Source organism: Burkholderia sp. AU45274 (assembly GCF_030482505.1).
Classification (GTDB): Bacteria; Pseudomonadota; Gammaproteobacteria; order Burkholderiales; family Burkholderiaceae; genus Burkholderia.
In genome coordinates, this window is the sequence record NZ_JAUJQE010000004.1 from 664,387 (window position 1) to 687,465 (window position 23,079).

Genomic DNA, 23,079 nt, shown 5'->3' on the forward strand with positions numbered 1-23,079 from the left:
CCGCCGAACGGATCGGGAACGGCATCGCGCGGCCGACTTATAATGTCGGGTCCGCATTTTTCTCGCCCGTTCGCTGCCGCTCCATGCCCGACCTGCTCGCCAATCTGAACCCCGAACAACTCGCCGCCGTCACGTTGCCGAACGAACCGGCGCTGATCCTCGCAGGGGCGGGCAGCGGCAAGACCCGCGTGCTGATCACCCGCATCGCGTGGCTGATCCAGCAGGGCTACGCGTCGCCGCCCACCGTGCTCGCCGTGACCTTCACGAACAAGGCCGCGCGCGAAATGATGGCGCGCCTGTCGGCGATGATGCCGATCGACACGCGCGGGATGTGGATCGGCACGTTCCACGGCCTGTGCAACCGGATGCTGCGCACGCACTGGCGTGACGCCGGCCTGCCGCAGACCTTCCAGATCCTCGATACGGCCGACCAGCTGTCCGCGATCAAGCGGCTGATGAAGGCGGCGAACGTCGATGATGAAAAGTACCCGCCGAAGAACGTGCAGTACTTCATCAACAACGCGAAGGAGCAGGGGCTGCGTCCCGACAAGGTCGATGCGTCCGACAACTTCAACCGCAAGTTCGTCGAGCTGTACCAGGCGTACGACCAGCAGTGCCAGCGCGAGGGCGTCGTCGATTTCCCCGAGCTGCTGCTGCGCTGCTACGAACTGCTCGCGTACAACGCGCCGCTGCGCGCGCACTACCAGGCGCGCTTCCGGCACATCCTCGTCGACGAGTTCCAGGACACCAACAAGCTGCAGTACGCGTGGCTCAAGATGCTCGCGGGCGGCGAAAACGCGATCTTCGCGGTCGGCGACGACGACCAGTCGATCTACGCGTTCCGCGGCGCGAACGTCGGCAACATGCGCGACTTCGAAGACGAATTCCGCGTGCGCAACCTGATCAAGCTCGAGCAGAACTACCGGTCGCACGGCAACATCCTCGACGCGGCGAACCAGCTGATCTCGAACAACGCGCACCGCCTCGGCAAGAACCTGCGCACCGATGCGGGCCACGGCGAGCCCGTGCGCGTGTACGAAGCGAGCACCGATTCGCAGGAAGCCGGCTGGATCGTCGAGGAGATCCGCTCGCTGATCAACACCGGGATGGCGCGCAGCGAAGTGGCCGTCCTGTACCGCAGCAACGCGCAGTCGCGCTCGATCGAGCACACGCTGATGTCGTCGGGCATCCCGTACCGCGTGTACGGCGGCCTGCGCTTCTTCGAGCGCCAGGAAGTGAAGCATGCGCTCGCGTACCTGCGCCTGATCGACAACCCGAACGACGACACCGCGTTCGTGCGCGTCGTGAACTTCCCGACCCGCGGCATCGGCGCGCGCTCGATCGAGCAGCTGGCCGACGCCGCGCGCCTGTACGGCTGCTCGATGGCCGCCGCGATCCCGTACGTGACGGGCAAGGCCGGCACGAGCCTCGGCGGGTTCGCGAACCTGGTCGCGAAGATGCGCGCCGACACGCAGCACATGAACCTGCCCGACACCGTCGAGCACATCGTGCGCGCCAGCGGCCTCGCCGATTTCTACCAGGGCGAGCGCGAAGGCCAGGACCGTCTCGAGAACTTGCAGGAACTCGTGAACGCGGCCACCGCGTTCATCGCCGAGGAAGGCTACGGGCTCGACACGCCGGCCCGTTCGATCCCGCTGCGCGCGGGCGCGATCGCGGCGCCCGAGCTCGGCACCGCGACGGACGATCCGGCGCTCGACGTGCTCGACCCGGTATCGCCCGCCGACCCGGCACAGAATCCCGACACGATGACGCCGCTCGCCGGCTTCCTGTCGCATGCGTCGCTGGAGGCCGGCGACAACCAGGCGCAGGCCGGGCAGGACGCCGTGCAGCTGATGACGGTGCACGCGGCGAAGGGGCTCGAATTCTCGGCCGTGTTCATCACGGGCCTCGAGGAAGGGCTGTTCCCGCACGAGAACAGCGTGCTCGAATCCGACGGCCTCGAGGAAGAGCGCCGGCTGATGTACGTCGCGATCACGCGTGCGAAGGAGCGGCTCTACCTGTCGTTCGCGCAGAGCCGGATGCTGCACGGCCAGACGCGCTACAACGTGCGCTCGCGCTTCTTCGACGAACTGCCCGAGCACGTGTTGAAGTGGCTGACGCCGAAGGTCGAGGCCGGTTCGCGCTGGGGCGGCCGGTCGGACAACGCCGGATACGGGCGCGACTGGTTCGCGCGGCCGGGCGGCGGCAGTCGCGAGCAGATCGTCGACCCGGCCGTATCCGCGCCGCTGCCCGCGTTCGCGGACAAGCAGCGCGCCGCCGATGCCGGCTTCCGGGTCGGTCAGCAGGTGTTCCACACCAAGTTCGGCGAAGGCACGGTCACCGCGCTCGAGGGCAACGGCACCGATGCGAAGGCGCAGGTGAAATTCAAGCGGCACGGCGAGAAGTGGCTCGCGCTCGCGGTCGCGAAACTGCAGGCGGTGGAATGATGGGCATCGACCTGGATGTGACGCCTGCGGCCCGCCCGCTCGGCATTCTGGCCGCGCTGCCCGAGGAACTCGGCGACCTGATCGCCGCGATGCGCGCCGACGGCGCGATGAAGACGGTCACGCTCGGCCGTCGCGATTATCACGTCGGCACCGTGCACGGCGCGGCCTGCGTCGTGACGCTCGCACGGGTCGGCAAGGTCGCGGCCGCCGCGACGGTCAGCGCGCTGATCCACGTGTTCGGCGTGGCGGGCGTCGTGTTCACCGGCGTGGCGGGCGGCGTGTCGCGCACGGTGCGCGTGGGCGATGTCGTCGTGGCCGACACGCTGCTGCAGCACGATCTCGATGCGTCGCCGCTCTTTCCGCGCTACGAGGTGCCGCTGCTCGGCATCACGCGTTTCGCGACCGACGCGGCGCTGAGCGCCAGCCTGCGGGCGGCGTGCACGCAGTTCGTCGAGGAAGAGGGCGCGCAGTTCGCCGCGCGCTTCGGCCTGGCCGGTGCGACGCTGCATGCGGGGCTCATCATCAGCGGCGATCGTTTCGTGTCGAGCGAGCGCGAGGTCGTCGCGCTGCGCGACGCGCTGCCGGATGCGCTCGCGGTCGAGATGGAAGGCGCCGCGATCGCGCAGGTGTGCGCGGAGCACGACGTGCCGTTCGCGCTCGTGCGCACGATCTCCGATACGGCCGATGATCATGCGACGCAGTTGTTCTCGCACTTCCTGTCGGCGATCGCGAGCAGCTATTCGTCGGGCATCCTCAAGCGTTTCCTGACGCTGCATGCGACGACGGCGGCCTGAAGCCGCCGCCGTTTTCTTCATTCCTTCCTTCGAGCCGTTCCACCGGCCGCGGCGCGCACGCCGCGGCCGGTGCGTCACGCCTGCTTGCGCCGGCTGCTTTCGAGGTTCGGCAGGAACACGGTGAGCACGCCGATCAGCGGCAGGAACGAGCACACCTTGTAGACGAACGGGATGCTCGTCGCGTCCGCGAGCTGGCCGAGCACGGCCGCGCCGACCCCGCCGAGACCGAACGCGAAGCCGAAGAACAGGCCCGCGACCATCCCGACCTTGCCGGGCATCAGCTCCGTCGCATAGACGAGGATCGCGGCGAACGCCGACGCGAGCACGACGCCGATGATCACGGTCAGTACGCTGGTCCAGAACAGGTTTGCGTACGGCAGCAGCATCGTGAACGGCGCGACGCCGAGGATCGACACCCAGATCACGTACTTGCGGCCGATCCGGTCGCCCACCGGCCCGCCGATCAGCGTGCCGGCCGCCACGGCCGCGAGGAACACGAACAGGTGGATCTGCGCGGCCTGCACCGACAGGTGGAACTTGTCGATCAGGTAGAACGTGAAATAGCTGTTGATGCTCGCGAGGTAGAAGTACTTCGAGAACACGAGCAGCACCAGCACGCCGATCGCGCCCAGCACGCGGCCGCGCGACAGCGTCGGGTGGCCGGCCGCCGCGGCCTTCTTCTTCATCGACGGATGCTTCTTGTACCAGTGGCCGATCTGCGTGAGCACGATCATCGCGACGAGCGCGGCCGCCGAGAACCACGCGATGCTGTGCTGGCCGTGAGGAATGATCACGAGCGCGGCCAGCAGCGGCCCGAGCGCGGAACCCGCATTGCCGCCGACCTGGAACACCGACTGCGCGAGCCCGTGCTGGCCGCCCGACGCCATCCGCGCGACACGCGACGATTCGGGATGGAATACCGACGAGCCGCAGCCGACGAGCGCGGCGGCCACCAGCAGCATCGGGAAATTCGGCGCGACCGACATCAGCAGCAGCCCCGCGAGCGTGAAGCCCATGCCGACCGGCAGTGAATATGGCTTCGGACGCTTGTCGGTATAGAGGCCGATGAGCGGCTGCAGCAGCGACGCGGTGATCTGGTAGGTGAGCGTGATCAGGCCGATCTGCGCGAACGACAGCGCGAACTGGCTCTTGAGCATCGGATAGATCGCGAGGATCAACGACTGGATCATGTCGTTGAGCATGTGCGAGAAGCTGATCGCGCCGAGCACCGGGTACACGGTGCGGGCGACGGGGGGCGTGGATGGCTGGGCGGCGGCTGCGCCGGCGGAGCCGGTGTCGAGGCTGGTTTCCATGTGAGAGCTGAACGAGTTGAGGTGGCGGGCGCGCTCTGCTGGGGATTGGCGCGTCTTGATTCGTTGCTGCGTCAAAGAAGTGTAATGTGGCGTATCGAGAATGTCCGGACAACTTTTATCGTGAATCGGACATTCATCTGATGGATCGTCAGGTGCGCGTTTTTTTGACCGGGTATAACGCTGGCGGCGCGCCTGCCCGTCATGGGAGGGCGCGCCCGGGGCCGGTGCGTGGTTTCCCGGACTCAAGAAACGGCGGTGGCGGCCGTAGAACGACCCAATGACAACAGGCGCGCCGCGCCCGGCACCGGCTATCCGCCGGTGCGGGCGCAGGACGCGCGGCAAGGCCAGCCATCGCGGGAATGCCGGGACCGACCTTTCCGGCCGCGTGATCAATACGGGGATAGTTCGATGAAAGCAGCATCTTTGCATCCACAGCCGGGTGCGGCCGCCGCCGCCCCCGACGTTGCCGCCGGCCGCGCCGCACGGCGCCTGCGCGTGGCGCGTCGCGAGCGCCGGCCGTGGACCGTCAAGGCGACGTTGCGCGCCGCCTTCGCGATCCTGCTCGCCGGCACGCTGGCGATCGGCATGTTTTCGCTCTGGCAGATCAGCCGGCTGAATGCGTCGATCGCGTCGGTCTACGAGCAGGGCCACGTCGCGAGCCGCGCGGCCGCGGAGGTTCGGGCCGAAGTGCTGCGCGCGAGCCGTGCCCAGAAGATGCTGCTGACCGCGACCACCGCGAAGGAGCGCGACGAACTGGGCGCCGACGTGGGTGCGGGGCTCGCGTCGATCGGCCAGGCGCTCGGCACGCTGCAGCGCTACGCGGATCCGGCCGACGCCGACGATTCGGCGCGGCTGCACGCGTTCTCGACGGCGGTCGGCACCTGGAGCGCGCATCTGCGCGATTTCGTCGAACTCGTGCGTGCGCAGCCGCTCGACCTGTCGCAGATGAACTGGCAGGTCGGCACGCAGGACGTGTCGCTGCTGGTCGAAACCGGCAAGCTCGAGAAACTCGTCGCCGAACTCGTGAAGATGCGCGGCGCGAAGTCGAAGGCGACGCTCGATGCGTCCGCCACCATTTTCTCGTCGTCGTTCGCGATGATCGCGGCGATGACGGTTGCGCTGATCGTGCTCGCGATCGTGATCGCCGAGCGCGTCGTGCGCCGTCTCGCGTCGCAGCTCGGCGGCGAGCCCGCGCACGCGAAGGCAATCGCCGCGGACATCGCGCGCGGCGACCTGACGCGCCCGATCACGCTGGGCCGGCACGACCGCGACAGCATGGTGCGTGCGCTGGCCGAGATGCAGACCGGGCTCGCGGCGACCGTCGGCGAGATCGCCGTCAGCGCCGAGGCGATCGCGGCGGCGTCGGGCGAGATCTCCACCGGCAACCTCGACCTGTCGAAGCGTACCGAGCAGCAGGCCGTCGCGCTCGAACGCACCGCGGCCAGCATGGAGCAGCTCACGTCGACCGTACGCCAGAACGCCGAGAACGCGCGGCAGGCGAGCGCGCTCGCGGCCAATGCGTCGGCGGTCGCGGAGACGGGCGGGGAAGTCGTCGGGCGTGTGGTGGCGACGATGAGCGAGATCGACGACAGCGCGAAGAACATCCGCGACATCATCGGCACGATCGAGGGGATCGCGTTCCAGACCAACATTCTCGCGTTGAATGCGGCGGTCGAGGCTGCACGCGCGGGCGAACAGGGGCGTGGTTTTTCGGTGGTCGCGGGCGAGGTGCGGTTGCTCGCGCAGCGCTCGGCGACCGCGGCGAAGGAGATCCGCGAGCTGATCGGTGCATCGGTCGAACGCGTCGCGAACGGCGCGACGCTCGCGCACGATGCGGGCCGCACGATGGGCGATGTCGTGCGCGCGGTGAAGCGCGTGACCGACATCATCGGCGAGATTTCGGCGGCATCCGACGAGCAGAGCGCCGGCATCGAGGAGATCGGCCGTGCGGTCACGCAGATGGATGCCGGCACGCAGCAGAACGCGGCGCTCGTCGAACAGGCGGCCGCGGCCGCGAATGCGCTCGACGAGCAGGCGCAGGCGCTGAAGTCGCTGGTCGGGCGTTTCCGCATCGCCGCGTAAGCGCCGCCGGCCATCCGGCGCTTACGTCTTCTTCTGCTTGTCCGGATCGATGATGACCGTGCAGGTCGTGCCCGCCGACAGCACCACGTCGGCCGGCACGTCGTCGATCTTGATGCGCACCGGCACGCGCTGCGCGAGCCGCACCCAGTTGAAGGTCGGGTTCACGTCCGCGACGAGATCGCGGCTCTGCGGGTTGTCGCGATCGTAGATGCCGCGCGAGATGCTTTCGACGTGGCCTTTCATCACGCCGCCGCTCATCAACCGCATCTCGGCCGGCGCGCCGATCTTCACGCGCGGCAGCTTGGTTTCCTCGAAGTAGCCGTAGACCCAGAACGAATGGCTGTCGACGATCGCGAGCTTCGCCTGGCCGGCCACCGCATAGTTGCCCTTGAAGGTCTGCAGGTTCGTGATGTAGCCGTCGACCGGCGCGACGACGCGCGTGCGCTCGAGGTTGAGTTTCGCGGCATCGAGTGCGGCGATCGCCTGCTGGTACTGCGCATCGGCGCTCGACGCGCTGTGCGCGGCGTTCTCGCGGTTTTCCTTCGACACGACGAGCGCATCGAGATCCGCGCGGCGCGCCGCGTCGTCGCGGCGCATCTGCAGTTCCGCGCGGCGGGCGGCGACGGCCGCCTGCGCCTGCTCGACCGCGATCTGGTAGTGCGACGGGTCGATCTGCATGATCAGGTCGCCTTTCTTGACGAGCTGGTTGTCATGCACGGGCAGCTCGACGATCGCGCCCGACACGTCCGGCGCGACGTTGACGATCTCGGCGCGCACGCGCCCGTCGCGCGTCCACGGATCGTCCATGTAGTGCACCCACAGCGAGCGCCCGATCAGGATCGCGACGAGAAGGATGACGGCGGTCGCGACGAAGCCGAAGAGTTTTCTGAGAATCATGATGGTTCGGAATCAACGGTAAACGGCAAGACTCAGTCCGCCGCAAATGCAGACGAGAAGGCAGGCCCGGAACAGCGACGGGTGCCAGACGAGTCGGTAGAGGCCCGTGTAGGCGAGCAGGCGGTCGACGGCCCAGGTCGCGAGCGCGCCGAGGACGAACATCAGCACCACCGTGGGCATGTAGGCATCGAGAATGGCGATTTCACGCGGCATCATGACGAGGCTCCTGGTTGGGGACGCACGGGGCGGTTGCGGTTGAGCGCGGCGAGCGGCGATTCGGGATCGAGCAGCGCCGTGCGCACGAAATGCAGGTGGCTCAGGATCCGCTGCAGCCGGTGGCGTTCCTCACGCGTCGGCGTGAACGCGTCGAGCGTTTGCCGGGTCGCATCGATCGCATCGTTGACCGCGGCGAGCGTGGCGTCGAAGCGTTCGGCGTCCGGCCGGGCGAACAGCGACGACAGCGCGGTGCGCATCGTCTCGATCGCGCGTCGCCACGGCGTCGTCGGCGCATAGCGCGGATCGGACGGCAGCGTGGCCAGCTCGTGGCGCAGGTCGATGGCCGCGTTGCCGGTTTCGAGCACCGCGAACATCCAGCGCAGCGCGTCACGCTGCACGTCGGGCTGGTCGGCCGACAGCGTGTGCGCCTGGTACATCAGGTCGCGCGCGCCGCTCTCGAAGCGCGTGCGCAAACCGGCGAGCCGCGCATGGCAGGCCGCGACGGCCTGGTGACGCAGGTCGGCGAGCAGGCGCTTCTTGAGCCACGGCGCGGTCGGCGGGAACAGCACGGCGAACGCGATCGCCGATACCAGCATCGACAGCAGCAGCGCGAGCGCGTCGTTCATGAAGCTCATCGGATCGTAGTGCGTGATGCTGTCGGGGCCGGCGAGGAAGCAGAAGAAGATCAGGTAACCCATCCCGTAGCCCGCGAGCTTCGGCTTCAGCGTCATGTAGATGCCGATCGCGAGCAACGGCGCGAGCGCCGCGCACAGCAGCCAGAAGCCGTCGATCCGCGGGTAGATGCCGAACATCAGCAGGAAGCCGGTGCAAACGGCCAGCGCCGTGCCCATCCCCATCTGCGCGGCCATCGCGGTCGGGCGCGGTGCCGACGACGCGAGCGCGCAGGTCGCCGCGGCGTTCAGCACCAGCATCACGCCGCTCGGCCACGCGGTCTCGATCCAGAACCAGCCCAGCGCGAGAATCACCGTCGCGGTGCGGATTCCCGCGATCGTGGCGGCCGTCCGGTTGGTGCGCGGCTCGTAGCGCTCGATCCAGCGTTCGCGCTCGTGCGTCGCGGTCGCGAGCGACGCATAGGTCGCCGCGTATTCCTGCAGGTCGGTGATGAAGCGGTACAGCAGCTCGGCGGCCGTGTCGAAGTCGAGCAGCGGGAAGCCGGGCTGCGTTTCGAGCTCCGCGCGCGTCGCGCGGATGCGGCGCGGCAGCGCGTCGCGCCACGCGAGCAGTTGCTCGGCCGAGTGCGCGGCGTCGATCGACGTGCGCACGGGTTCGCCATGGCGCGTGAGCAGCGGCGCGATTTCGCGGAAATACGGCTCGATCGCATCGATCGCGGCCTGCGCACCGGCCGCGTGCAGCCGGTTCATCAACTGATGCAGCGCGTGAAAGCGGCTCGATGCGCTCATGAACTCGCTGTTCAGCCGCGCGAGCCGGCCGCTGCGCATGCGCGTGTCCGGATTCTCGAACACGGCCATGCTGCGCGCGGCCTCGAAGCCGACCACGTCGGCGACGAAGCGCGTGTGGATCGTCTCGATGTGCGCGCGGTCGAGCTGGCCCGACAGTGCCGACGCGACGTAGTCGACGAAGCTGCCGAAGCGCTTGCGCACCGTCGTGCGCATCTGCTCGCCGGTGTATTGCGGAAACACGAGCGCGCTGACCACGCCGGCCGACACGATCCCGATGATGACTTCCGAGACGCGCGTCATCGCGCTCATGAATGCGCCGTCCGGGTGCTGCGACGCGGGCAGGCCGATCAGCGCGGTCGTATAGCCGGCGAGCAGGAAGCCGTAGCTGCGGAAGTTGCGGTTGCGTGCCGCGCCGGCGGTGCACAGCGCGATCCAGATGGCGATCGCCAGCAGGAACAGCTGCGGCTGCTGCGGGAACAGCCCGACGAACGTGAGCGTCGCGATGAGCCCGAAGATCGTGCCGGCGACCCGGTAGAAGCTCTTCGCGAGCACGGCGCCGCTTTGCGGCTGCATCACGATGAAGACGGTCGTCATCGCCGTCTTCGGTGCCGGCAGGTCGAGCCGCATCGACACACCGAGCGCGATGAAGGTCGCGAGCAGCGCCTTGAACAGGTAGAGCCACGCGGCGCCGTCGGTGCGGGCCCAGTCGCCGAACGCGGCGGTCCAGGCCGCGAACGGGCCGCCGGCGGGTGTGGAAGCGGGGGAGGAGGCTGACATGGCGTCGCTCCGCGTTACCGTGCGGCCGGCACGCCGGACGCACCGGCGGCGGCCACCTGCTCGGGCCGGGCGACGGCTGCCACGGGCTTCGCGCCCGACGCGGCGGCAGGCGCGGCTGCGCCCGCGGCGGATTCGTCGTGCGACGGATGGCCGCCCTGCGGATGGCCGCCCCGAACGTCCGTACCCGTCTCGACCCCACCGCCGAGCGCGGCCATCAACTGCGCGTGCGCGGCGAGGCGTTCCGCATCGATGCGGGCGGCCGTTTCCTGCGCACGCAGCAACTGCTGCTGCGCGACCAGCACGTTCACGTAGTCGGTCAGCCCGCGGCGGAAGCCTTCGCGCGACAGCTGGTAGCTGCGGTCGTTGGCGGCCACCGAGCGTGCGGCGTCCTTCTTCTGCGTATCGAGCGAACGAATCCGCACGACCTGGTCGGCGATGTCCTTGAGCGCGCCGACGATCGTCTGGTTGTAGCGCTCGACCGCCTGGTCGTAGCCGGCATTCGCGGCGCCGAGCTGCGCCCGCAGCCTGCCGCCTTCGAAGATCGGCAGCGACAGCGCGGGGCCGGCCGTCCAGCCGCCGTTCATCGCGCGCAGGAAGTCGGTGAACGGCGCGGTCACGCCGAAGCCGCCGACCGTCGCGAGCAGGTCGATGTTCGGGTAGAACGACGCCTTCGCGACATCGATGCCGCGCGCCTGCGCGTCGACCGTCCAGCGCGCCGCGACGACGTCGGGGCGGCGGCCGAGCAGGTCGGCCGGCATCGCCGACGGCAGGCCGGCCGGTGCGTCGAGCGACAGCTGCGGCCGCTTGATCGCATCGCCCGCGCCGGGGCCCTTGCCGGCCAGCGCGGCGAGCTGATGCCGTGCGAGCTGGATCGCTTCCTCATAGCTGTCGATCTGGCGCTCATAATCGGGCAGCGTCGATTCCGCCTGGCTCACTTCGAGCTGAGTGCCGAGGCCGGCCTGCAGCCGCTTGCGCGCCAGATCGGCGAGCGAGCGCTGGCGTTCGAACGTTTCGTGCGCGAGGTCGAGCAACGCGTAGTTCATCGACATGCCGACGTACGCGCGCACGACGTTGACTTCGAGCTCGAGCTTGGCCGCCCGCGCGTCGGCGGCGGTTGCATGCGCGGTGTCGAGCGCGCGCTCGGTCGCGTTCTTGTCCTTGCCCCACAGGTCGAGGTGGTACGACAGGCCGAGCGTGCCGGTGTTGTTCCAGGTATCGGTGTTCGCGAGCGGGCCGGGGCCGTAGTACACGTTGTCCGGCCAGTGCTGGCGCATCAGCGACAGGTTGCCGTTGATCTGCGGCAGCTCGGCCGAGCGGGCCACGCGCGCCATCGCCTGCGCTTCGCGTACCCGTGCCTCGGCGGCCGCGAGCGTCGGGTTGCCGGCCTGGGCGTTGGCGATCCAGGCGTCGAGTTGCGGATCGCGGTAGGCGCGCCACCAGTCGGCCGCGGGCCAGCCCGCGTCACGGTCGGCCGCGCGGATCGCAGCGCCGGCATCGAGCGCGTTCGCCTCGATGCGGGCCGACTGCGGCTTGTTGTCGCCCATGCTCGCGCATCCGGCCATTATTAATGAGACTGCAAGAACCGCCAGTGCGAGCGTCCCTTTTGTCGCCGGAGACTGCACGATTTTCTCCCTTTCGGATATAGATGAGTCGGATGCGATTATATTTTTCAGTGATTCCTGAATAAATGGACAAGGGTGCAAGTCATTTTTACGAATCCTGAGACAATACTTGTTCGCCTCTGTGCAACAATCCGTCCGGATTCAAACGGGTAATGGGATGGATACGTTACAAAACATGCGGGTGTTCGTCCGCGTGGTCGACGCGGGAAGTTTTACCGCGGCCGCCCAGCAGATGAATTCGACTACCGCCTACGCGTCGCGCGCGGTCTCGGACCTCGAGGCGCACCTGCGCACGCGTCTCCTGAACCGCACGACGCGCCGGATCGCGCTGACCGAAGCCGGCGAGCGCTACCTGCAGCGCTGCGAAGAGATCCTCGCGTATGTCGACCAGGCCGAAGCCGAGGCGGGCGACGCGCATGCGCGCCCGTCGGGCAAGCTGAAGGTGCATTGCTTCACGAGCCTCGGCCAGCACTACCTGGTGCCGGCCATCGCGCGCTATCGCGAGCGCTACCCGGACGTGCACGTCGAGCTGACCCTTGCGCAGCGGATGCCCGATTTGCTCGACGAGGGGTATGACGTCGCGATCGTCGTCGGCCGCGACCTGCCCGATTCGGGGCTCGTGTCGCAGCGGCTCGGTGTGAGCTACAGCGTCGTGTGCGCATCGCCCGGGTATGTCGAGTCGCACGGCGTGCCGCAGCGGCCGGCCGACCTCGCGCAGCATGTGTGCCTCGGGATGATCGCGCCGGGCTTTCACTTCGACGAATGGGCGCTATCGGGGCCGAACGGCGACGAGGTCGTGCCGGTCACGGCGCCGCCGTTTCGCGTGAACGTCGCCGAGGCGCTCGCGGTGGCCGTGCGGGAAGGGATGGGGATCGGCGGTCTGCCGCTCTATTCGGCGATCGGCTGGCTGCGCAGCGGGCACATCGTGCGCGTGATGCCTGAGTACCGGTCGCACGTGATGAACATCTACGCGCTGTATCCGTCGCGCCAGTACCTCGACGCGAAAATTCGCACCTGGGTCGATTTCCTGCGCGACGAACTGCCGGCCACGCTCGCCGCCGACGAAGCCGCGCTCGAGCAGTACACGCGTGCGACATGACAGCGCGGTTGACCGCGATCTGACGAGATTTGTCCTTCACGCAACATTTTTTTACGAACGCGTGTCAGACAGTTTGATACTGTGGGAATTAACGAGATACGCAACCCCGGAGTAGCAATGGATACGCACCTGATGATCGGCCTTGGAGTCCTGCTGGGCGCGGCCGCGGCCGCCGCGGCGACCCGCGACCTGCTGCGCGCGATGAAGGCGAAGGCGCAGATGAAGCCGGTGCCGGTGCGGGTGCGCGAGCAACGTCGCCCCGGCCGCTGATCCGGCCGTCACGCTCCGGGTTGAAAAAGGCCGCGCAACGCGGCCGCGCGGGCCGGCGTTCAGCCGAGCTCGACGACCTTGTCCCATGCGAACGCGGTATTTTCCAGTTCGCCGGTGCGCCTGTGGATGTAGCCGCGCGGATTGCACACCACGCGCGTGCCGCCGTCCGCCACATAGTCGAATGACGTATGCGTGTGGCCGTGGAGCCACAGATTGACCGGCGGCTGCACGAGCTCCGCCATGTCCGTTACGAATCCCGCCGACGCAAGATCTTCCGCATAGCGCTCCGCCAGCGAGCGCCGGTGCGGCGCATGGTGGGTCACGACGATCGTCTGGCCCGCGAACGGTGTGGCGAGCTGCGCTTCGAGCCACGCGCGGCTGCGTCGATGCAGCGCGATCGCGTCCGCCGGCGAGAAATCCCGCTCCGGCGTGCCCGGCGTCGCATGCAGCGCCGCATCGTGCGGCCAGGTCACCTGGATCAATCCCTTGAAATCGAGCATCACGCGCTGCCCGGCCTCGATCGAACCGGCAAGGCTGGCTTCGTCGGCGCCGAACAGCGAAAAATCGGCCCAGAGCGTCGTGCCGAGCACGCGGTAGCGCTGCCCGGGATCGACGTAGACGTCGTTGTTCAGGTAATGCACGTTGTCGAGCGCCTGCGCCGCATCGCGCATTGCCGACTCCAGCGCGCCGAATTCTCCGTCGTAGTACTCGTGGTTGCCCGGCACGTAGATCACCGGCACCGCGGAATCGAACGTTTCGGCGGCCCAGCGCAGGCCTTCCGCGTGATTGTGGATGTCGCCGGCGAGCACGACGAGATCCGCGTCGGCATGCGGGATCGCGTCGGGCAGGTTGCTTTCGAGATGCAGGTCGGACAGGACGCGGACTTTCACGGGTGGGGCTCCGGAGTGGACGGCTTCAGCGCAGGACCTTGCCGGGATTCATCAGGCCGCGCGGATCGAGCGCGGTCTTCAGCGTGCGCATCAGCGTCGTTTCGACCGGCGACTTGTAACGCTGCGCGTCGTCGATCTTCAACTGGCCGATGCCGTGCTCCGCGCTGATCGTGCCGTGGTGGCGATGCACGTTGTCGTAGACGATCCGGTTGATCGGCGCCTGGAACGCGGCCAGGAACGCTTTCGGGTCGCCGCCTTCGGGCATCTGCACGTTGTAGTGGAGATTGCCGTCGCCGAGGTGACCGAACGTGACCATCCGCGCGCCCGGCGCGGCTTGCTGGATCGCCGCGTCGGTCTCGTCGATGAAGCGCGCGATCGACGAAATCGGCACCGCGATGTCGTGCTTGATGTTGAGCCCCTCGTCGGCCTGCGCGAGCGGGATGTGTTCACGCAGATCCCAGAACGCGCGCGACTGCGCGAGATTCTCCGCGACCACCGCGTCGACCACGAGCCCGGCCTCGAACGCTTCTTCCATCAGTTTCTCGAACAGCGCGCGCGCATGCGCTTCGCTTTCGTTGTCGGACAGTTCGAGCAGCACCGTCTGCGCATGCGTCTGCGCGAACGGGTAGCGCAGCTGCGGGTAGTGCTTGCCGACGAGCTGCATGCAGAAGTCCGACATCAGCTCGAAGCCGGTCAGCAGCGGCCCGGCCGCGCGCTGCGCGAGGGCGAGGAAATCGAGCGCCGCGTGCGGCGATTCGAGCGCGGCGAGGGCGGTGACCTGCGCGGCCGGCAGCGGATGCAGCTTCATCACGGCCGCCGTGATGATCCCGAGCGTGCCTTCCGCGCCGATGAACAGGTCGCGCAGGTCGTAGCCCGTATTGTCCTTGCGCAGCCCGCGCAGGCCGTCCCAGATTTCACCTTGCGGCGTCACGACCTCGAGCCCGAGACACAGCTCGCGCGCGTTGCCGTAGCGCAGCACCGCGGTGCCGCCCGCGTTGGTCGACAGGTTGCCGCCGATCGTGCAGCTGCCTTCCGCCGCGAGGCTCAGCGCGAACAGCCGGCCGCCTTCGCGGGCGCGCGCCTGCACGTCGGCGAGGATCACACCGGCTTCGACGGTGATCGTGTTGTTGTGCGGGTCGAGCGCGCGCACGCGGTTCAGGCGCGCGACGCTCAGCACGGCCTGGCTGCCGCTCGCGTCGGGCGTGGCGCCGCCGGCCAGGCCCGTGTTGCCGCCTTGCGGCACGAGCGCGATGCCGTGTGCGTTGGCCAGCTTGACGAGCGCGGCGACTTCGGCGGTGTTCGCGGGCTTCAGCACCGCGCATGCGGCACCCTTGTAGCGGCGGCGCCAGTCGGTCAGGAACGGTTCGGTATCGTGCGGGTCGGTCAGCACATGATCGGCGCCGATCGCGTCACGGCACGCGGAAACGAAAGCTTCGGAGGACATCATCACCTTGTCGCGTAAGGGTCAGGACGCGGCGCGCGACTTTTTCGCCGCGCGCTTGAACGGCGCGACGTACGCCAGCGCCGCCACGAAGAAGACGACGGCGAGCGCGGTCTCGCACCAGCCGAGCGTCGCGGACAGCCCGCGATCGGACATGCCGCGCACGACGCCTTCGGCGAAATAGACGAGTATCAGCATGCTCGCCCACTGCATCGTATAGATGTTACGCCGCCAGACGCCGGGCAGCGCGAGCGCGAGCGGGATCGCCTTGAGCATCAGCGCGGAGCCGCCCGGGCGCAGCGGCGCGAGCCACAGCTCCCACGCGAGCGACAGCGCGATCAGTGCGACGAGGCACGCGGTGGCGACCAGCGCGTGGCGCGGCCGGGCCGCGACGGCGGGGCGGGCGGGGGCGTTCATGCGGTCTCGGCGGCCTGGGCGCTGGACAGGGCGGCCGCCGCGCGCGCGAGCCGCACGCCGAGCGCGGCCGCGAGCGCCTTTTCGTCTGCCGACAGCCCGGCGGCTGCCGAGCGATCGTGCTGCGCGACGTGCGATGCGCCGTACGGCGTACCACCGGTGCGCGTCGTGGTGAGCGCGGATTCCGTGTACGGGATCCCGACGATCATCATCCCGTGATGGAGCAGCGGCAGCATCATCGACAGCAACGTCGATTCCTGGCCGCCGTGCAGGCTGCCCGTCGACGTGAACACGCAGGCCGGCTTGCCGGTCAGTGCGCCCGACAGCCATTGCGGTGTGGTGCCGTCGAGGAAATACTTGAGCGAGGCGGCCATGTTGCCGAAGCGGGTCGGCGAGCCGAGCGCGAGGCCCGCGCACTCCTCGAGATCCCGCAGTTCCGCGTACGGCGGGCCGTCGGCGGGGATGTCGGGGGCGGTGGCTTCGCAGACGGCCGACACGGGCGGCACGGTGCGGATGCGGGCCTGCATGCCCGGCACGCTGTCGATGCCGTTCGCGATCGCGAGCGCGAGATCGCGCGTGGCGCCGTGGCGGCTGTAATAGAGGACGAGGATGTCTTTCATGGGCGACGGAGCCGCGTGCGGCCGCGCGCGTGCCCGGTGCAGTCGGCCCCTGCTGGAATCGAGCGGCTATTATAGGGGCTGAAGCCGTCGCGCAGCGCGACGGCGGCGCGCCGTCGGGCGCGCGGCATCAAGAAGGAGAAGTCGTTTGCCGAAGTTGAGCGTCGATCTCGACACCATCAAGCGCCTCGCGCAGTTCGCGGCCCGGCGCAGCGCCGAGGATCGCATCCCGCAAGTGGCGGGCAGCCTCACGTTCACGACGATGCTGGCGCTCGTGCCGCTCGTGACGGTCGCGTTCGCGCTGTTCACCGCGTTCCCGATGTTCGCGTCGTTCCAGATCTCGCTGCAGGGGTTCCTCGCGGATCACCTGATGCCCGCGCAGTTCAACGTCCAGATCTTCAAGTACCTGAACCAGTTCGCGTCGAAGGCGAAAGGGCTGACGACGGCCGGCCTGATCGTGCTCGTCGTCACGTCGGTGATGACGATGATGACGATCGAATCGGCGTTCAACCTGATCTGGCGGGTGCGCAAGCCGCGGCCGTTCGCGCAGCGCGTGCTCGCGTACTGGGCGCTGATCACGCTCGGCCCGTTGCTGTTCGGCGTGAGCCTGTCGATCTCGTCGTACCTGTTCACGCAGTCGCTGGCGTTTACGGGCGCCGCGCCGTCCACGTCGATCGTCGAGTGGCTGCTCGCGCTCGTCTCGCTGCCGTTGACGGTGCTCGCGTTCACGCTGCTGTACGTGTACCTGCCGAACTGCACGGTTGCATGGCGCGACGCGGTGATCGGCGGGCTGTTCGCGGCCGTCGCGTTCGAGCTCGCGAAGCGCGGCTTCGGCTATTACGTGCGGCGCATTCCGACCTACACGGCCGTCTATGGCGCGTTCGCGGCGCTGCCCGTGTTCCTGTTGTGGGTGTACCTGAGCTGGTTCATCGCGTTGCTCGGCGCGATGGTGGCGTCCGCGCTGCCGGCGATCCGCGTCGGCCAGTTCCACCGCATCCACTACCCGGGCAGCGACCTGCTCGACGCGCTGGAAATGCTCGCGCGGCTGGCCGAGGCGCGCACGGCCGGCAAGCGCGGCTACACGGCGCTGCGGCTCGCGACCATGTTGCGCTGCGACATGGAAACCGCGCAGCGCCTGCTGACGACGATGGAGGAGCGGGAATGGATTGCGCGGCTCGACGGCGGCGGCGAGACCACGCCGCGCTACATCCTGCTCGCGAACCCGGAGCAGCTGACGCTTGCGCAGCTGTTCGACGTGCTGGTGATCGACCGCACGGAACTCACCTACCAGCTGCAGCGGCGCCGCAGCCACGTGGATGGCGCTGCGTTGCTCGCGGTGCTGTCGAGCGACCGCTTCGACGTGTCGCTCGCGACGCTGATCGCCGCGCACCGGCTCGCGGGTGCGCAGCCGACGGCGATGCCGGGGCAGGCGCCGGGCGCCGTGCCCGATCCGCACGCGCGGCCGCCGCGCCCCGCGTAAGCGCGGCGCCCGGCCGCGTCATAACGGAATCTTGCCCGTACAGATATCCTTGAACATCACCCAGTCGCCCATCAGGCTGTAGATCGGGTGCCGGAACGTGGCCGGGCGGTTCTTCTCGAAGAAGAAGTGTCCGACCCACGCGAATCCGTAGCCGCAGACGATCGCTGCCGGCAGCCACAGCCAGTCGCCGGTCGCGATCGCCATCGCGACGCAGCCGATCACGCCGAGCGAGCCGATGAAGTGCAGCCGCCGCGACGTCCGGTTCTGGTGTTCATTCAGGTAATACGGGTAGAAATCGGCGAAGCTGGCGAATTGCTCCGAATGCGTATGCGCCATGGACGTCTCCTCCGGCCGCTGTTCATGGGGCCATTGTGCTGCCGGCAGTCCGCTTCCGCAAGCGGGGGCGGCCCGCCGCGGCGGGCCCGCGCTTTCCTTTTGACAGGCTTTCCGATACGATCGAACGAGGTTTTGCATTCAAGCATGAGGGGACTACGATGCGCGTCAGCGATATTCTGAAAGTGAAGGGCAACACGCTGTTTACGGTGACGCCCGATAAGCCGCTGCGCGAAGCGGTCGATACGATGGCCGAACACGACATCGGTTCGCTCGTCGTGATGGAGTACGGCGATCTCGTCGGGATGCTGACGTTCCGCGAGATCATCCTGCGTCTGCACGTGAACGGCGGCGCGATCGGCGACGTGCAGGTGCGCAAGGTGATGGACGAGCCGCTCACGTGCACGCCGGAAACGGACGTCAACGAAGTGCGCCGGATGATGCTCGAGCGCCATGCGCGCTACATGCCGGTGCTCGACAAGAAGGTGCTGATGGGCGTCATTTCGTTCTACGACGTCGCGAAGACGGTCGTCGAGGCGCAGAGCTTCGAGAACCGGATGCTGAAGGCATACATCCGCGACTGGCCGGAATCGGAAGCCGAAGCGCACAAGTCGTGAACCATGCCGCGCCCGTCGCCGTCATGCGCGGGCGCCGCTACCCGGCACGCGGCGGCGCAGGTGGGTCCTGCGCCGCCTTTTTTTCAATGACCACACGAGGCCCGCGCAGCGCTGCCCAGACGGCGCGCGCGTATTCCGCATGAGCGATCAAACGCAAGCCACTTCCAGGCGGCGTGACGAACGGCGCGCGCACGCGTCGCAGTTCGACCTGCTGCGCGAGCGCCGTTTCGCGCCGTTCTTCACGACCCAGTTCCTCGGCGCGCTGAACGACAACGTCTTCAAGATCGGCTTCACGTCGCTCGTCACCTATCACACCGCGCGGTTCTCCGGCGTCGATGCGAAGACGGCGGCCTTCCTGATTTCCGCGATCTTCATCTTGCCGTTCGTGCTGTTCTCGGCGACGTCCGGCCAGATCGCCGACAAGTACGACAAGGCGACCCTCACGCGTTTCGTGAAGACCTTCGAGATCGTGCTGATGCTGGTCGGCGCGGCCGGTTTCGTCACGCACAGCGCGCCGCTGCTGTATCTGTGCACGTTCATGATGGGGATGCACTCGACGCTGTTCGGGCCCGTCAAGTATTCGTACCTGCCGCAGCATCTCGGCGAGCACGAGCTGGTCGGCGGCAACGGCCTCGTCGAGATGGGCACGTTCATCGCGATCCTGATCGGCACGATCATCGGCGGCGCGGCCGCGGGCATCGAAGGCAACGGCGAGCGCGTGCTCGCGGTGAGCGTCGTCGTCATCGCGCTCGCGGGGCGGTTCGTCGCGCAGCGCGTGCCGTCCACGCCGGCGCCGCAGCCCGATCTCGTGATCAACTGGAATCCGGTCAGCGAGACCTGGCGCAACCTCGGGCTCGCCCGGCAGAACCGCACCGTGTTCCTGAGCCTGCTCGGCATCTCGTGGCTGTGGTTCGTCGGCGCGACGTTCCTCACGTCGTTCTTCAATTTCGCGAAGGACGTGCTGTCCGCCAGCCCCGACGTCGTCACGATCCTGCTCGCGACGTTCTCGGTCGGTATCGGCCTCGGCTCGCTGCTGTGCGAGCGCCTGTCGCAGCGGCGCGTCGAGATCGGTCTCGTGCCGCTCGGCTCGATCGGCATCAGCGTGTTCGCGATCGAGCTGTATTTCGCGAGCCATGCGCTGCCGTCGCCCGGCCATCTGCTGTCGGTCGGCGAGTTCCTGGCCGGCGCGCGCCACTGGCGCATCCTGGCGGACCTGTTCCTGCTCGCGATGTTCGGCGGCTTCTACAGCGTGCCGCTGTACGCGCTGATCCAGAGCCGCAGCGCCCCGACGCACCGTGCGCGGATCATCGCCGCGAACAACATCCTGAACGCGCTGTTCATGATCCTGTCGGCCGTGATGGCGATGGGGCTGACCAAGGCCGGCGTCGACATCCCGGGGCTGTTCCTCGTCACCGCGCTGCTGAACGTGATCGTCGCCGCGTATATCTATCTGCTCGTGCCCGAGTTCCTGCTGCGCTTCGTCGCATGGGTGCTCGTGCATACGTTCTACCGGATTCGCCTCGTGCACGCGGAGCGGATTCCGGCGGAAGGGGCGGCCGTGCTCGTGTGCAACCACGTCAGTTATGTCGATGCGCTCGTGCTGGCCGCCGCGAGCCCGCGCCCGATCCGTTTCGTGATGGACCACCGGATCTTCAAGACGCGCTTCGCGAGCTGGGTGTTCCGGCATGCGAAGGCGATCCCGATCGCGCCGCGCCACGAGGATCCCGCGATGCTCGCGCGTGCGTACGACGCATGCGAGGCCGCGCTGAAGGAAGGCGAACTCGTGTGCATCTTCCCGGAAGGCAAGCTGACGAAGACGGGCGACATCAACACGTTCCACCACGGCATTACGGAGATCCTGGGCCGCACGCCGGCACCGGTGATCCCGATGGCGCTGCGCGGGCTGTGGGGCAGCTATTTTTCGCGGCATTCAGATGCGCGGATGCCGCGGCCCATCAAGCGCGGCGTGATGAGCCGGCTGACGCTGGCGGTCGGCGAGCCGATCCCGGCGTCGGTCGCGACACCCGAAGCGCTTCAGGCGGCAGTCACCGAACTGCGCGGCGCGCGGAAGTAGGCGGGGCGGGCCCGGCGGCGCCGCCCCGGGCCGTCATGGCCGCCGTGAACGGGCCTGTTCGACCGGAACGGCGCGGGTCCGCAATCGTCGCCCGGGCCGTTCCCGTGCTAGGCCGGTATGGTCCGAACGGTTCACACGGCCCGCGTGCCCGGGACGGCTGGCATAATAGCGGCTTACCTCTTTTCTCGACCGGCAAACGATCGACCTGCCTGCGGCCTGGGCAGCGCATCGGTTTGTCCATTTCTCTTTGGGCGGTTCCATCATGTCCGGCAATACCCTCGGCACGCTTTTCACTGTCACGACCTTCGGCGAATCGCACGGTCCCGCGATCGGCTGCGTGATCGACGGCTGCCCGCCGGGAATGGGGCTGACCGAAGCCGACATCCAGGTCGAACTCGATCGCCGCAAGCCCGGCACGTCGCGCCACGTGACGCAGCGGCAGGAGGCCGACGAGGTCGAGATCCTGTCGGGCGTGTTCGAAGGCGTGACGACCGGTACGCCGATCGCGCTGCTGATCCGCAACACCGACCAGCGCAGCAAGGACTACGGCAACATCGTCGAGACGTTCCGCCCCGGCCACGCCGACTATACCTACTGGCAGAAATACGGCATCCGCGACTATCGCGGCGGCGGCCGTTCGTCCGCGCGCCTGACCGCGCCGATCGTCGGCGCGGGTGCGGTCGCGAAGAAGTGGCTGCGCGAGCGCTTCGGCGTCGAGGTGCGCGGCTACATGAGCGGCCTCGGGGAGATCGACGTGCCGTTCGTCGACTGGTCGCACGTGCACGAGAATCCGTTCTTCTCGCCGAATGCGGCCGTCGTGCCGGAGCTCGAGGCGTACATGGATGCGCTGCGCAAGGATGGTGATTCGATCGGCGCGCGCATCGACGTCGTCGCATCGGGCGTGCCGGTCGGCTGGGGTGAGCCGGTGTTCGATCGTCTCGATGCGGACATCGCAAAGGCGATGATGAGCATCAACGCGGTGAAGGGCGTCGAGATCGGCGCGGGCTTCGACAGCGTCGCGCAGCGCGGCTCGGTGCACGGCGACGAGCTGACGCCGGGCGGTTTCGTCGGCAACCATGCGGGCGGCGTGCTCGGCGGGATTTCGACGGGGCAGGACATCACCGTGTCGATCGCGATCAAGCCGACGTCGAGCATCCGCACGCCGCGTCGTTCGATTACGAAGGCCGGCGAGGAAGCGACGGTGGAAACGTTCGGCCGTCACGATCCGTGTGTCGGCATTCGCGCGACGCCGATCGCCGAGTCGATGCTCGCGCTGGTGCTGATCGACCATGCACTGCGCCATCGCGCGCAGTGCGGCGATGTAGAGACGCCGACGCCGAAGATCGCGGGCAGCGCGACCTGACGCGAGCGGGCGGGGCGCAGCGCGTCTCGCCGCCAGTTGCGCGGAGCATGCAAAACGGGGCGCTGCATCAAGCAGCGCCCCGTTTCGTTTGCGGCAACCCAAAAAGCGCGCCGCGCGTGGCGGCGCATTCCGGCAATTACATGTTCGGGTAATTCGGCCCGCCGCCGCCTTCCGGCGTGACCCACACGATGTTCTGCGTCGGGTCCTTGATGTCGCAGGTCTTGCAGTGCACGCAGTTCTGCGCGTTGATCACCAGGCGGTCGCTGCCGTCGTCGTTCTTCACGAACTCATACACGGCCGCCGGGCAGAAGCGCCCCTCCGGCCCCGCGTACGTGCGCAGGTTCACGTTCACCGGCACGTTCGCATCCTTCAGCGTCAGGTGCGCCGGCTGGTTCTCCTCGTGGTTCGTGTTCGAGATGAACACCGACGAGAGGCGATCGAACGTCAGCTTGCCGTCCGGCTTCGGATACTCGATCGGCTGGCATTGCGATGCCGGCTTCAGCATCTCGTGGTCCGCATGCTTGTGATGCAGCGTCCACGGCACGTTGCCGCCCATCACCTTCTGCTCCAGCCCGACCATCAGCGTGCCGAGGTACAGGCCCTTCGCCATCCACTGCTTGAAGTTGCGCGCGCGGTACAGCTCCGTGTACAGCCACGACTGCTTGAAGGCGTCCGGGTATGCGTTGAGCTCGTCCGACTGGCGGCCGGCCTGCACCGCGTCGAACGCGGCGTCGGCCGCCAGCATGCCGGTCTTGATCGCCGCGTGGCTGCCCTTGATCCGCGACGCGTTCAGGAAGCCCGCGTCGTCGCCGATCAGCGCGCCGCCCGGGAACACCGTCTTCGGCAGCGACAGCAGCCCGCCGGCCGTGATCGCCCGCGCGCCGTACGACACGCGCTTGCCGCCTTCCAGGA

At 68.1% G+C, this 23,079-nt stretch carries 20 protein-coding genes; 9 read left to right on the forward strand and 11 right to left on the reverse strand.

Features of this window, described 5'->3' with window-relative positions; genetic code table 11:
* Nucleotides 1-83 precede the first annotated feature (83 nt).
* Together QZM35_RS18895 and QZM35_RS18900 are read left to right on the forward strand one after the other, a co-directional pair.
* Entirely contained in the window at nt 84-2,447 is a 2,364-nt protein-coding gene (locus QZM35_RS18895; RefSeq protein WP_089425181.1) for a UvrD-helicase domain-containing protein, read from the forward strand.
* Nucleotides 2,444-3,241, forward strand: a complete 798-nt coding sequence (locus tag QZM35_RS18900; RefSeq protein WP_301776608.1) for a 5'-methylthioadenosine/adenosylhomocysteine nucleosidase — start codon at nt 2,444-2,446, stop codon at nt 3,239-3,241. The genes QZM35_RS18895 and QZM35_RS18900 overlap by 4 nt, the downstream gene beginning before the upstream one ends.
* 74 nt (nt 3,242-3,315) lie before the next feature.
* Here the strand turns inward: QZM35_RS18900 and QZM35_RS18905 are convergent, their stop codons facing one another.
* On the reverse strand, nt 3,316-4,554 hold the full coding sequence (locus QZM35_RS18905; RefSeq protein WP_089425183.1) for an MFS transporter: 1,239 nt from the start codon (nt 4,552-4,554) through the stop codon (nt 3,316-3,318).
* A 408-nt stretch (nt 4,555-4,962) separates the two neighbouring features.
* Between QZM35_RS18905 and QZM35_RS18910 the strand changes: the two genes are divergently transcribed.
* Nucleotides 4,963-6,636 (forward strand): methyl-accepting chemotaxis protein, encoded by a 1,674-nt coding sequence (locus tag QZM35_RS18910; protein WP_301776609.1) that lies wholly within the window; start codon nt 4,963-4,965, stop codon nt 6,634-6,636.
* A gap of 21 nt (nt 6,637-6,657) precedes the next feature.
* On the opposite strand, the gene QZM35_RS18915 is transcribed toward QZM35_RS18910, so the two are convergent.
* Genes QZM35_RS18915 through QZM35_RS18930 form a run of 4 tightly spaced genes read right to left on the reverse strand, consistent with a single transcriptional unit; the run spans nt 6,658 to nt 11,569 of the window.
* Nucleotides 6,658-7,533 (reverse strand): HlyD family secretion protein, encoded by an 876-nt coding sequence (locus tag QZM35_RS18915; protein WP_301776610.1) that lies wholly within the window; start codon nt 7,531-7,533, stop codon nt 6,658-6,660.
* 12 nt (nt 7,534-7,545) lie between these two features.
* Nucleotides 7,546-7,749 carry a DUF1656 domain-containing protein gene (locus QZM35_RS18920; RefSeq protein ID WP_011351756.1) on the reverse strand — a complete coding sequence of 68 codons (204 nt, stop codon included), beginning with the start codon at nt 7,747-7,749 and terminating at the stop codon, nt 7,546-7,548.
* Nucleotides 7,746-9,947, reverse strand: a complete 2,202-nt coding sequence (locus QZM35_RS18925; protein ID WP_301776611.1) for an FUSC family protein — start codon at nt 9,945-9,947, stop codon at nt 7,746-7,748. The genes QZM35_RS18920 and QZM35_RS18925 overlap by 4 nt, the downstream gene beginning before the upstream one ends.
* Nucleotides 9,948-9,961: 14 nt before the next feature.
* Nucleotides 9,962-11,569, reverse strand: coding sequence for an efflux transporter outer membrane subunit (locus QZM35_RS18930; protein WP_301776612.1), 1,608 nt, complete (start codon nt 11,567-11,569; stop codon nt 9,962-9,964).
* A gap of 157 nt (nt 11,570-11,726) precedes the next feature.
* Between QZM35_RS18930 and QZM35_RS18935 the strand changes: the two genes are divergently transcribed.
* Complete coding sequence (locus QZM35_RS18935; RefSeq protein WP_089425187.1) at nt 11,727-12,668, forward strand: LysR family transcriptional regulator; 942 nt, start codon at nt 11,727-11,729, stop codon at nt 12,666-12,668.
* A 117-nt stretch (nt 12,669-12,785) separates the two neighbouring features.
* The gene (locus QZM35_RS18940) at nt 12,786-12,938 is read left to right on the forward strand and encodes a hypothetical protein (RefSeq protein ID WP_163008969.1); all 153 of its coding nucleotides are present in this window, start codon (nt 12,786-12,788) and stop codon (nt 12,936-12,938) included.
* A 59-nt stretch (nt 12,939-12,997) separates the two neighbouring features.
* Here the strand turns inward: QZM35_RS18940 and QZM35_RS18945 are convergent, their stop codons facing one another.
* The 4 genes from QZM35_RS18945 to wrbA are packed head-to-tail and all read right to left on the reverse strand — an operon-like array spanning nt 12,998 to nt 16,303.
* Entirely contained in the window at nt 12,998-13,828 is an 831-nt protein-coding gene (locus QZM35_RS18945) for a metallophosphoesterase (RefSeq protein WP_301776613.1), read from the reverse strand.
* A 25-nt stretch (nt 13,829-13,853) separates the two neighbouring features.
* Nucleotides 13,854-15,275: an FAD-binding oxidoreductase gene (locus tag QZM35_RS18950; RefSeq protein ID WP_027787719.1), complete on the reverse strand. Its 1,422-nt coding sequence runs from the start codon at nt 15,273-15,275 to the stop codon at nt 13,854-13,856.
* An 18-nt stretch (nt 15,276-15,293) separates the two neighbouring features.
* Complete coding sequence (locus tag QZM35_RS18955; protein WP_089425190.1) at nt 15,294-15,686, reverse strand: DUF2069 domain-containing protein; 393 nt, start codon at nt 15,684-15,686, stop codon at nt 15,294-15,296.
* Entirely contained in the window at nt 15,683-16,303 is a 621-nt protein-coding gene (gene wrbA / locus QZM35_RS18960; RefSeq protein ID WP_089425191.1) for an NAD(P)H:quinone oxidoreductase, read from the reverse strand. Before wrbA ends, QZM35_RS18955 begins: the two co-directional genes overlap by 4 nt.
* Before the next feature lie 145 nt (nt 16,304-16,448).
* Here wrbA and QZM35_RS18965 point away from each other — a divergent pair, with 145 nt between their 5' ends.
* Nucleotides 16,449-17,780 (forward strand): YihY family inner membrane protein, encoded by a 1,332-nt coding sequence (locus tag QZM35_RS18965; RefSeq protein ID WP_089425192.1) that lies wholly within the window; start codon nt 16,449-16,451, stop codon nt 17,778-17,780.
* An 18-nt stretch (nt 17,781-17,798) separates the two neighbouring features.
* Here the strand turns inward: QZM35_RS18965 and QZM35_RS18970 are convergent, their stop codons facing one another.
* Complete coding sequence (locus QZM35_RS18970) at nt 17,799-18,116, reverse strand: Mpo1-like protein (protein WP_039347312.1); 318 nt, start codon at nt 18,114-18,116, stop codon at nt 17,799-17,801.
* Between the two features lie 158 nt (nt 18,117-18,274).
* Between QZM35_RS18970 and QZM35_RS18975 the strand changes: the two genes are divergently transcribed.
* The 3 genes from QZM35_RS18975 to aroC all read left to right on the forward strand — a co-directional run bounded on the left by QZM35_RS18975 (nt 18,275) and on the right by aroC (nt 22,167).
* The gene (locus tag QZM35_RS18975; protein ID WP_006755543.1) at nt 18,275-18,730 is read left to right on the forward strand and encodes a CBS domain-containing protein; all 456 of its coding nucleotides are present in this window, start codon (nt 18,275-18,277) and stop codon (nt 18,728-18,730) included.
* A gap of 139 nt (nt 18,731-18,869) precedes the next feature.
* The gene (locus QZM35_RS18980) at nt 18,870-20,804 is read left to right on the forward strand and encodes an MFS transporter (RefSeq protein ID WP_089430980.1); all 1,935 of its coding nucleotides are present in this window, start codon (nt 18,870-18,872) and stop codon (nt 20,802-20,804) included.
* A 262-nt stretch (nt 20,805-21,066) separates the two neighbouring features.
* Nucleotides 21,067-22,167 (forward strand): chorismate synthase, encoded by a 1,101-nt coding sequence (gene aroC / locus QZM35_RS18985; protein WP_089425194.1) that lies wholly within the window; start codon nt 21,067-21,069, stop codon nt 22,165-22,167.
* Between the two features lie 136 nt (nt 22,168-22,303).
* Here the strand turns inward: aroC and QZM35_RS18990 are convergent.
* Nucleotides 22,304-23,079: electron transfer flavoprotein-ubiquinone oxidoreductase (locus tag QZM35_RS18990; protein WP_301776614.1), on the reverse strand; the 776-nt coding region annotated here is incomplete at its 5' end.

What these genes read in the sequence shown, in the direction of transcription:
- QZM35_RS18895 (WP_089425181.1), top strand. Translation starts at nt 84, where the DNA reads ATGCCCGACCTGCTCGCCAATCTGAACCCCGAACAACTCGCCGCCGTC.
- QZM35_RS18900 (WP_301776608.1), top strand. Translation starts at nt 2,444, where the DNA reads ATGATGGGCATCGACCTGGATGTGACGCCTGCGGCCCGCCCGCTCGGC.
- QZM35_RS18905 (WP_089425183.1), bottom strand. Translation starts at nt 4,554, where the DNA reads ATGGAAACCAGCCTCGACACCGGCTCCGCCGGCGCAGCCGCCGCCCAG.
- QZM35_RS18910 (WP_301776609.1), top strand. Translation starts at nt 4,963, where the DNA reads ATGAAAGCAGCATCTTTGCATCCACAGCCGGGTGCGGCCGCCGCCGCC.
- QZM35_RS18915 (WP_301776610.1), bottom strand. Translation starts at nt 7,533, where the DNA reads ATGATTCTCAGAAAACTCTTCGGCTTCGTCGCGACCGCCGTCATCCTT.
- QZM35_RS18920 (WP_011351756.1), bottom strand. Translation starts at nt 7,749, where the DNA reads ATGATGCCGCGTGAAATCGCCATTCTCGATGCCTACATGCCCACGGTG.
- QZM35_RS18925 (WP_301776611.1), bottom strand. Translation starts at nt 9,947, where the DNA reads ATGTCAGCCTCCTCCCCCGCTTCCACACCCGCCGGCGGCCCGTTCGCG.
- QZM35_RS18935 (WP_089425187.1), top strand. Translation starts at nt 11,727, where the DNA reads ATGGATACGTTACAAAACATGCGGGTGTTCGTCCGCGTGGTCGACGCG.
- QZM35_RS18940 (WP_163008969.1), top strand. Translation starts at nt 12,786, where the DNA reads ATGGATACGCACCTGATGATCGGCCTTGGAGTCCTGCTGGGCGCGGCC.
- QZM35_RS18950 (WP_027787719.1), bottom strand. Translation starts at nt 15,275, where the DNA reads ATGATGTCCTCCGAAGCTTTCGTTTCCGCGTGCCGTGACGCGATCGGC.
- QZM35_RS18955 (WP_089425190.1), bottom strand. Translation starts at nt 15,686, where the DNA reads ATGAACGCCCCCGCCCGCCCCGCCGTCGCGGCCCGGCCGCGCCACGCG.
- wrbA (WP_089425191.1), bottom strand. Translation starts at nt 16,303, where the DNA reads ATGAAAGACATCCTCGTCCTCTATTACAGCCGCCACGGCGCCACGCGC.
- QZM35_RS18970 (WP_039347312.1), bottom strand. Translation starts at nt 18,116, where the DNA reads ATGGCGCATACGCATTCGGAGCAATTCGCCAGCTTCGCCGATTTCTAC.
- QZM35_RS18975 (WP_006755543.1), top strand. Translation starts at nt 18,275, where the DNA reads ATGCGCGTCAGCGATATTCTGAAAGTGAAGGGCAACACGCTGTTTACG.
- QZM35_RS18980 (WP_089430980.1), top strand. Translation starts at nt 18,870, where the DNA reads ATGAGCGATCAAACGCAAGCCACTTCCAGGCGGCGTGACGAACGGCGC.
- aroC (WP_089425194.1), top strand. Translation starts at nt 21,067, where the DNA reads ATGTCCGGCAATACCCTCGGCACGCTTTTCACTGTCACGACCTTCGGC.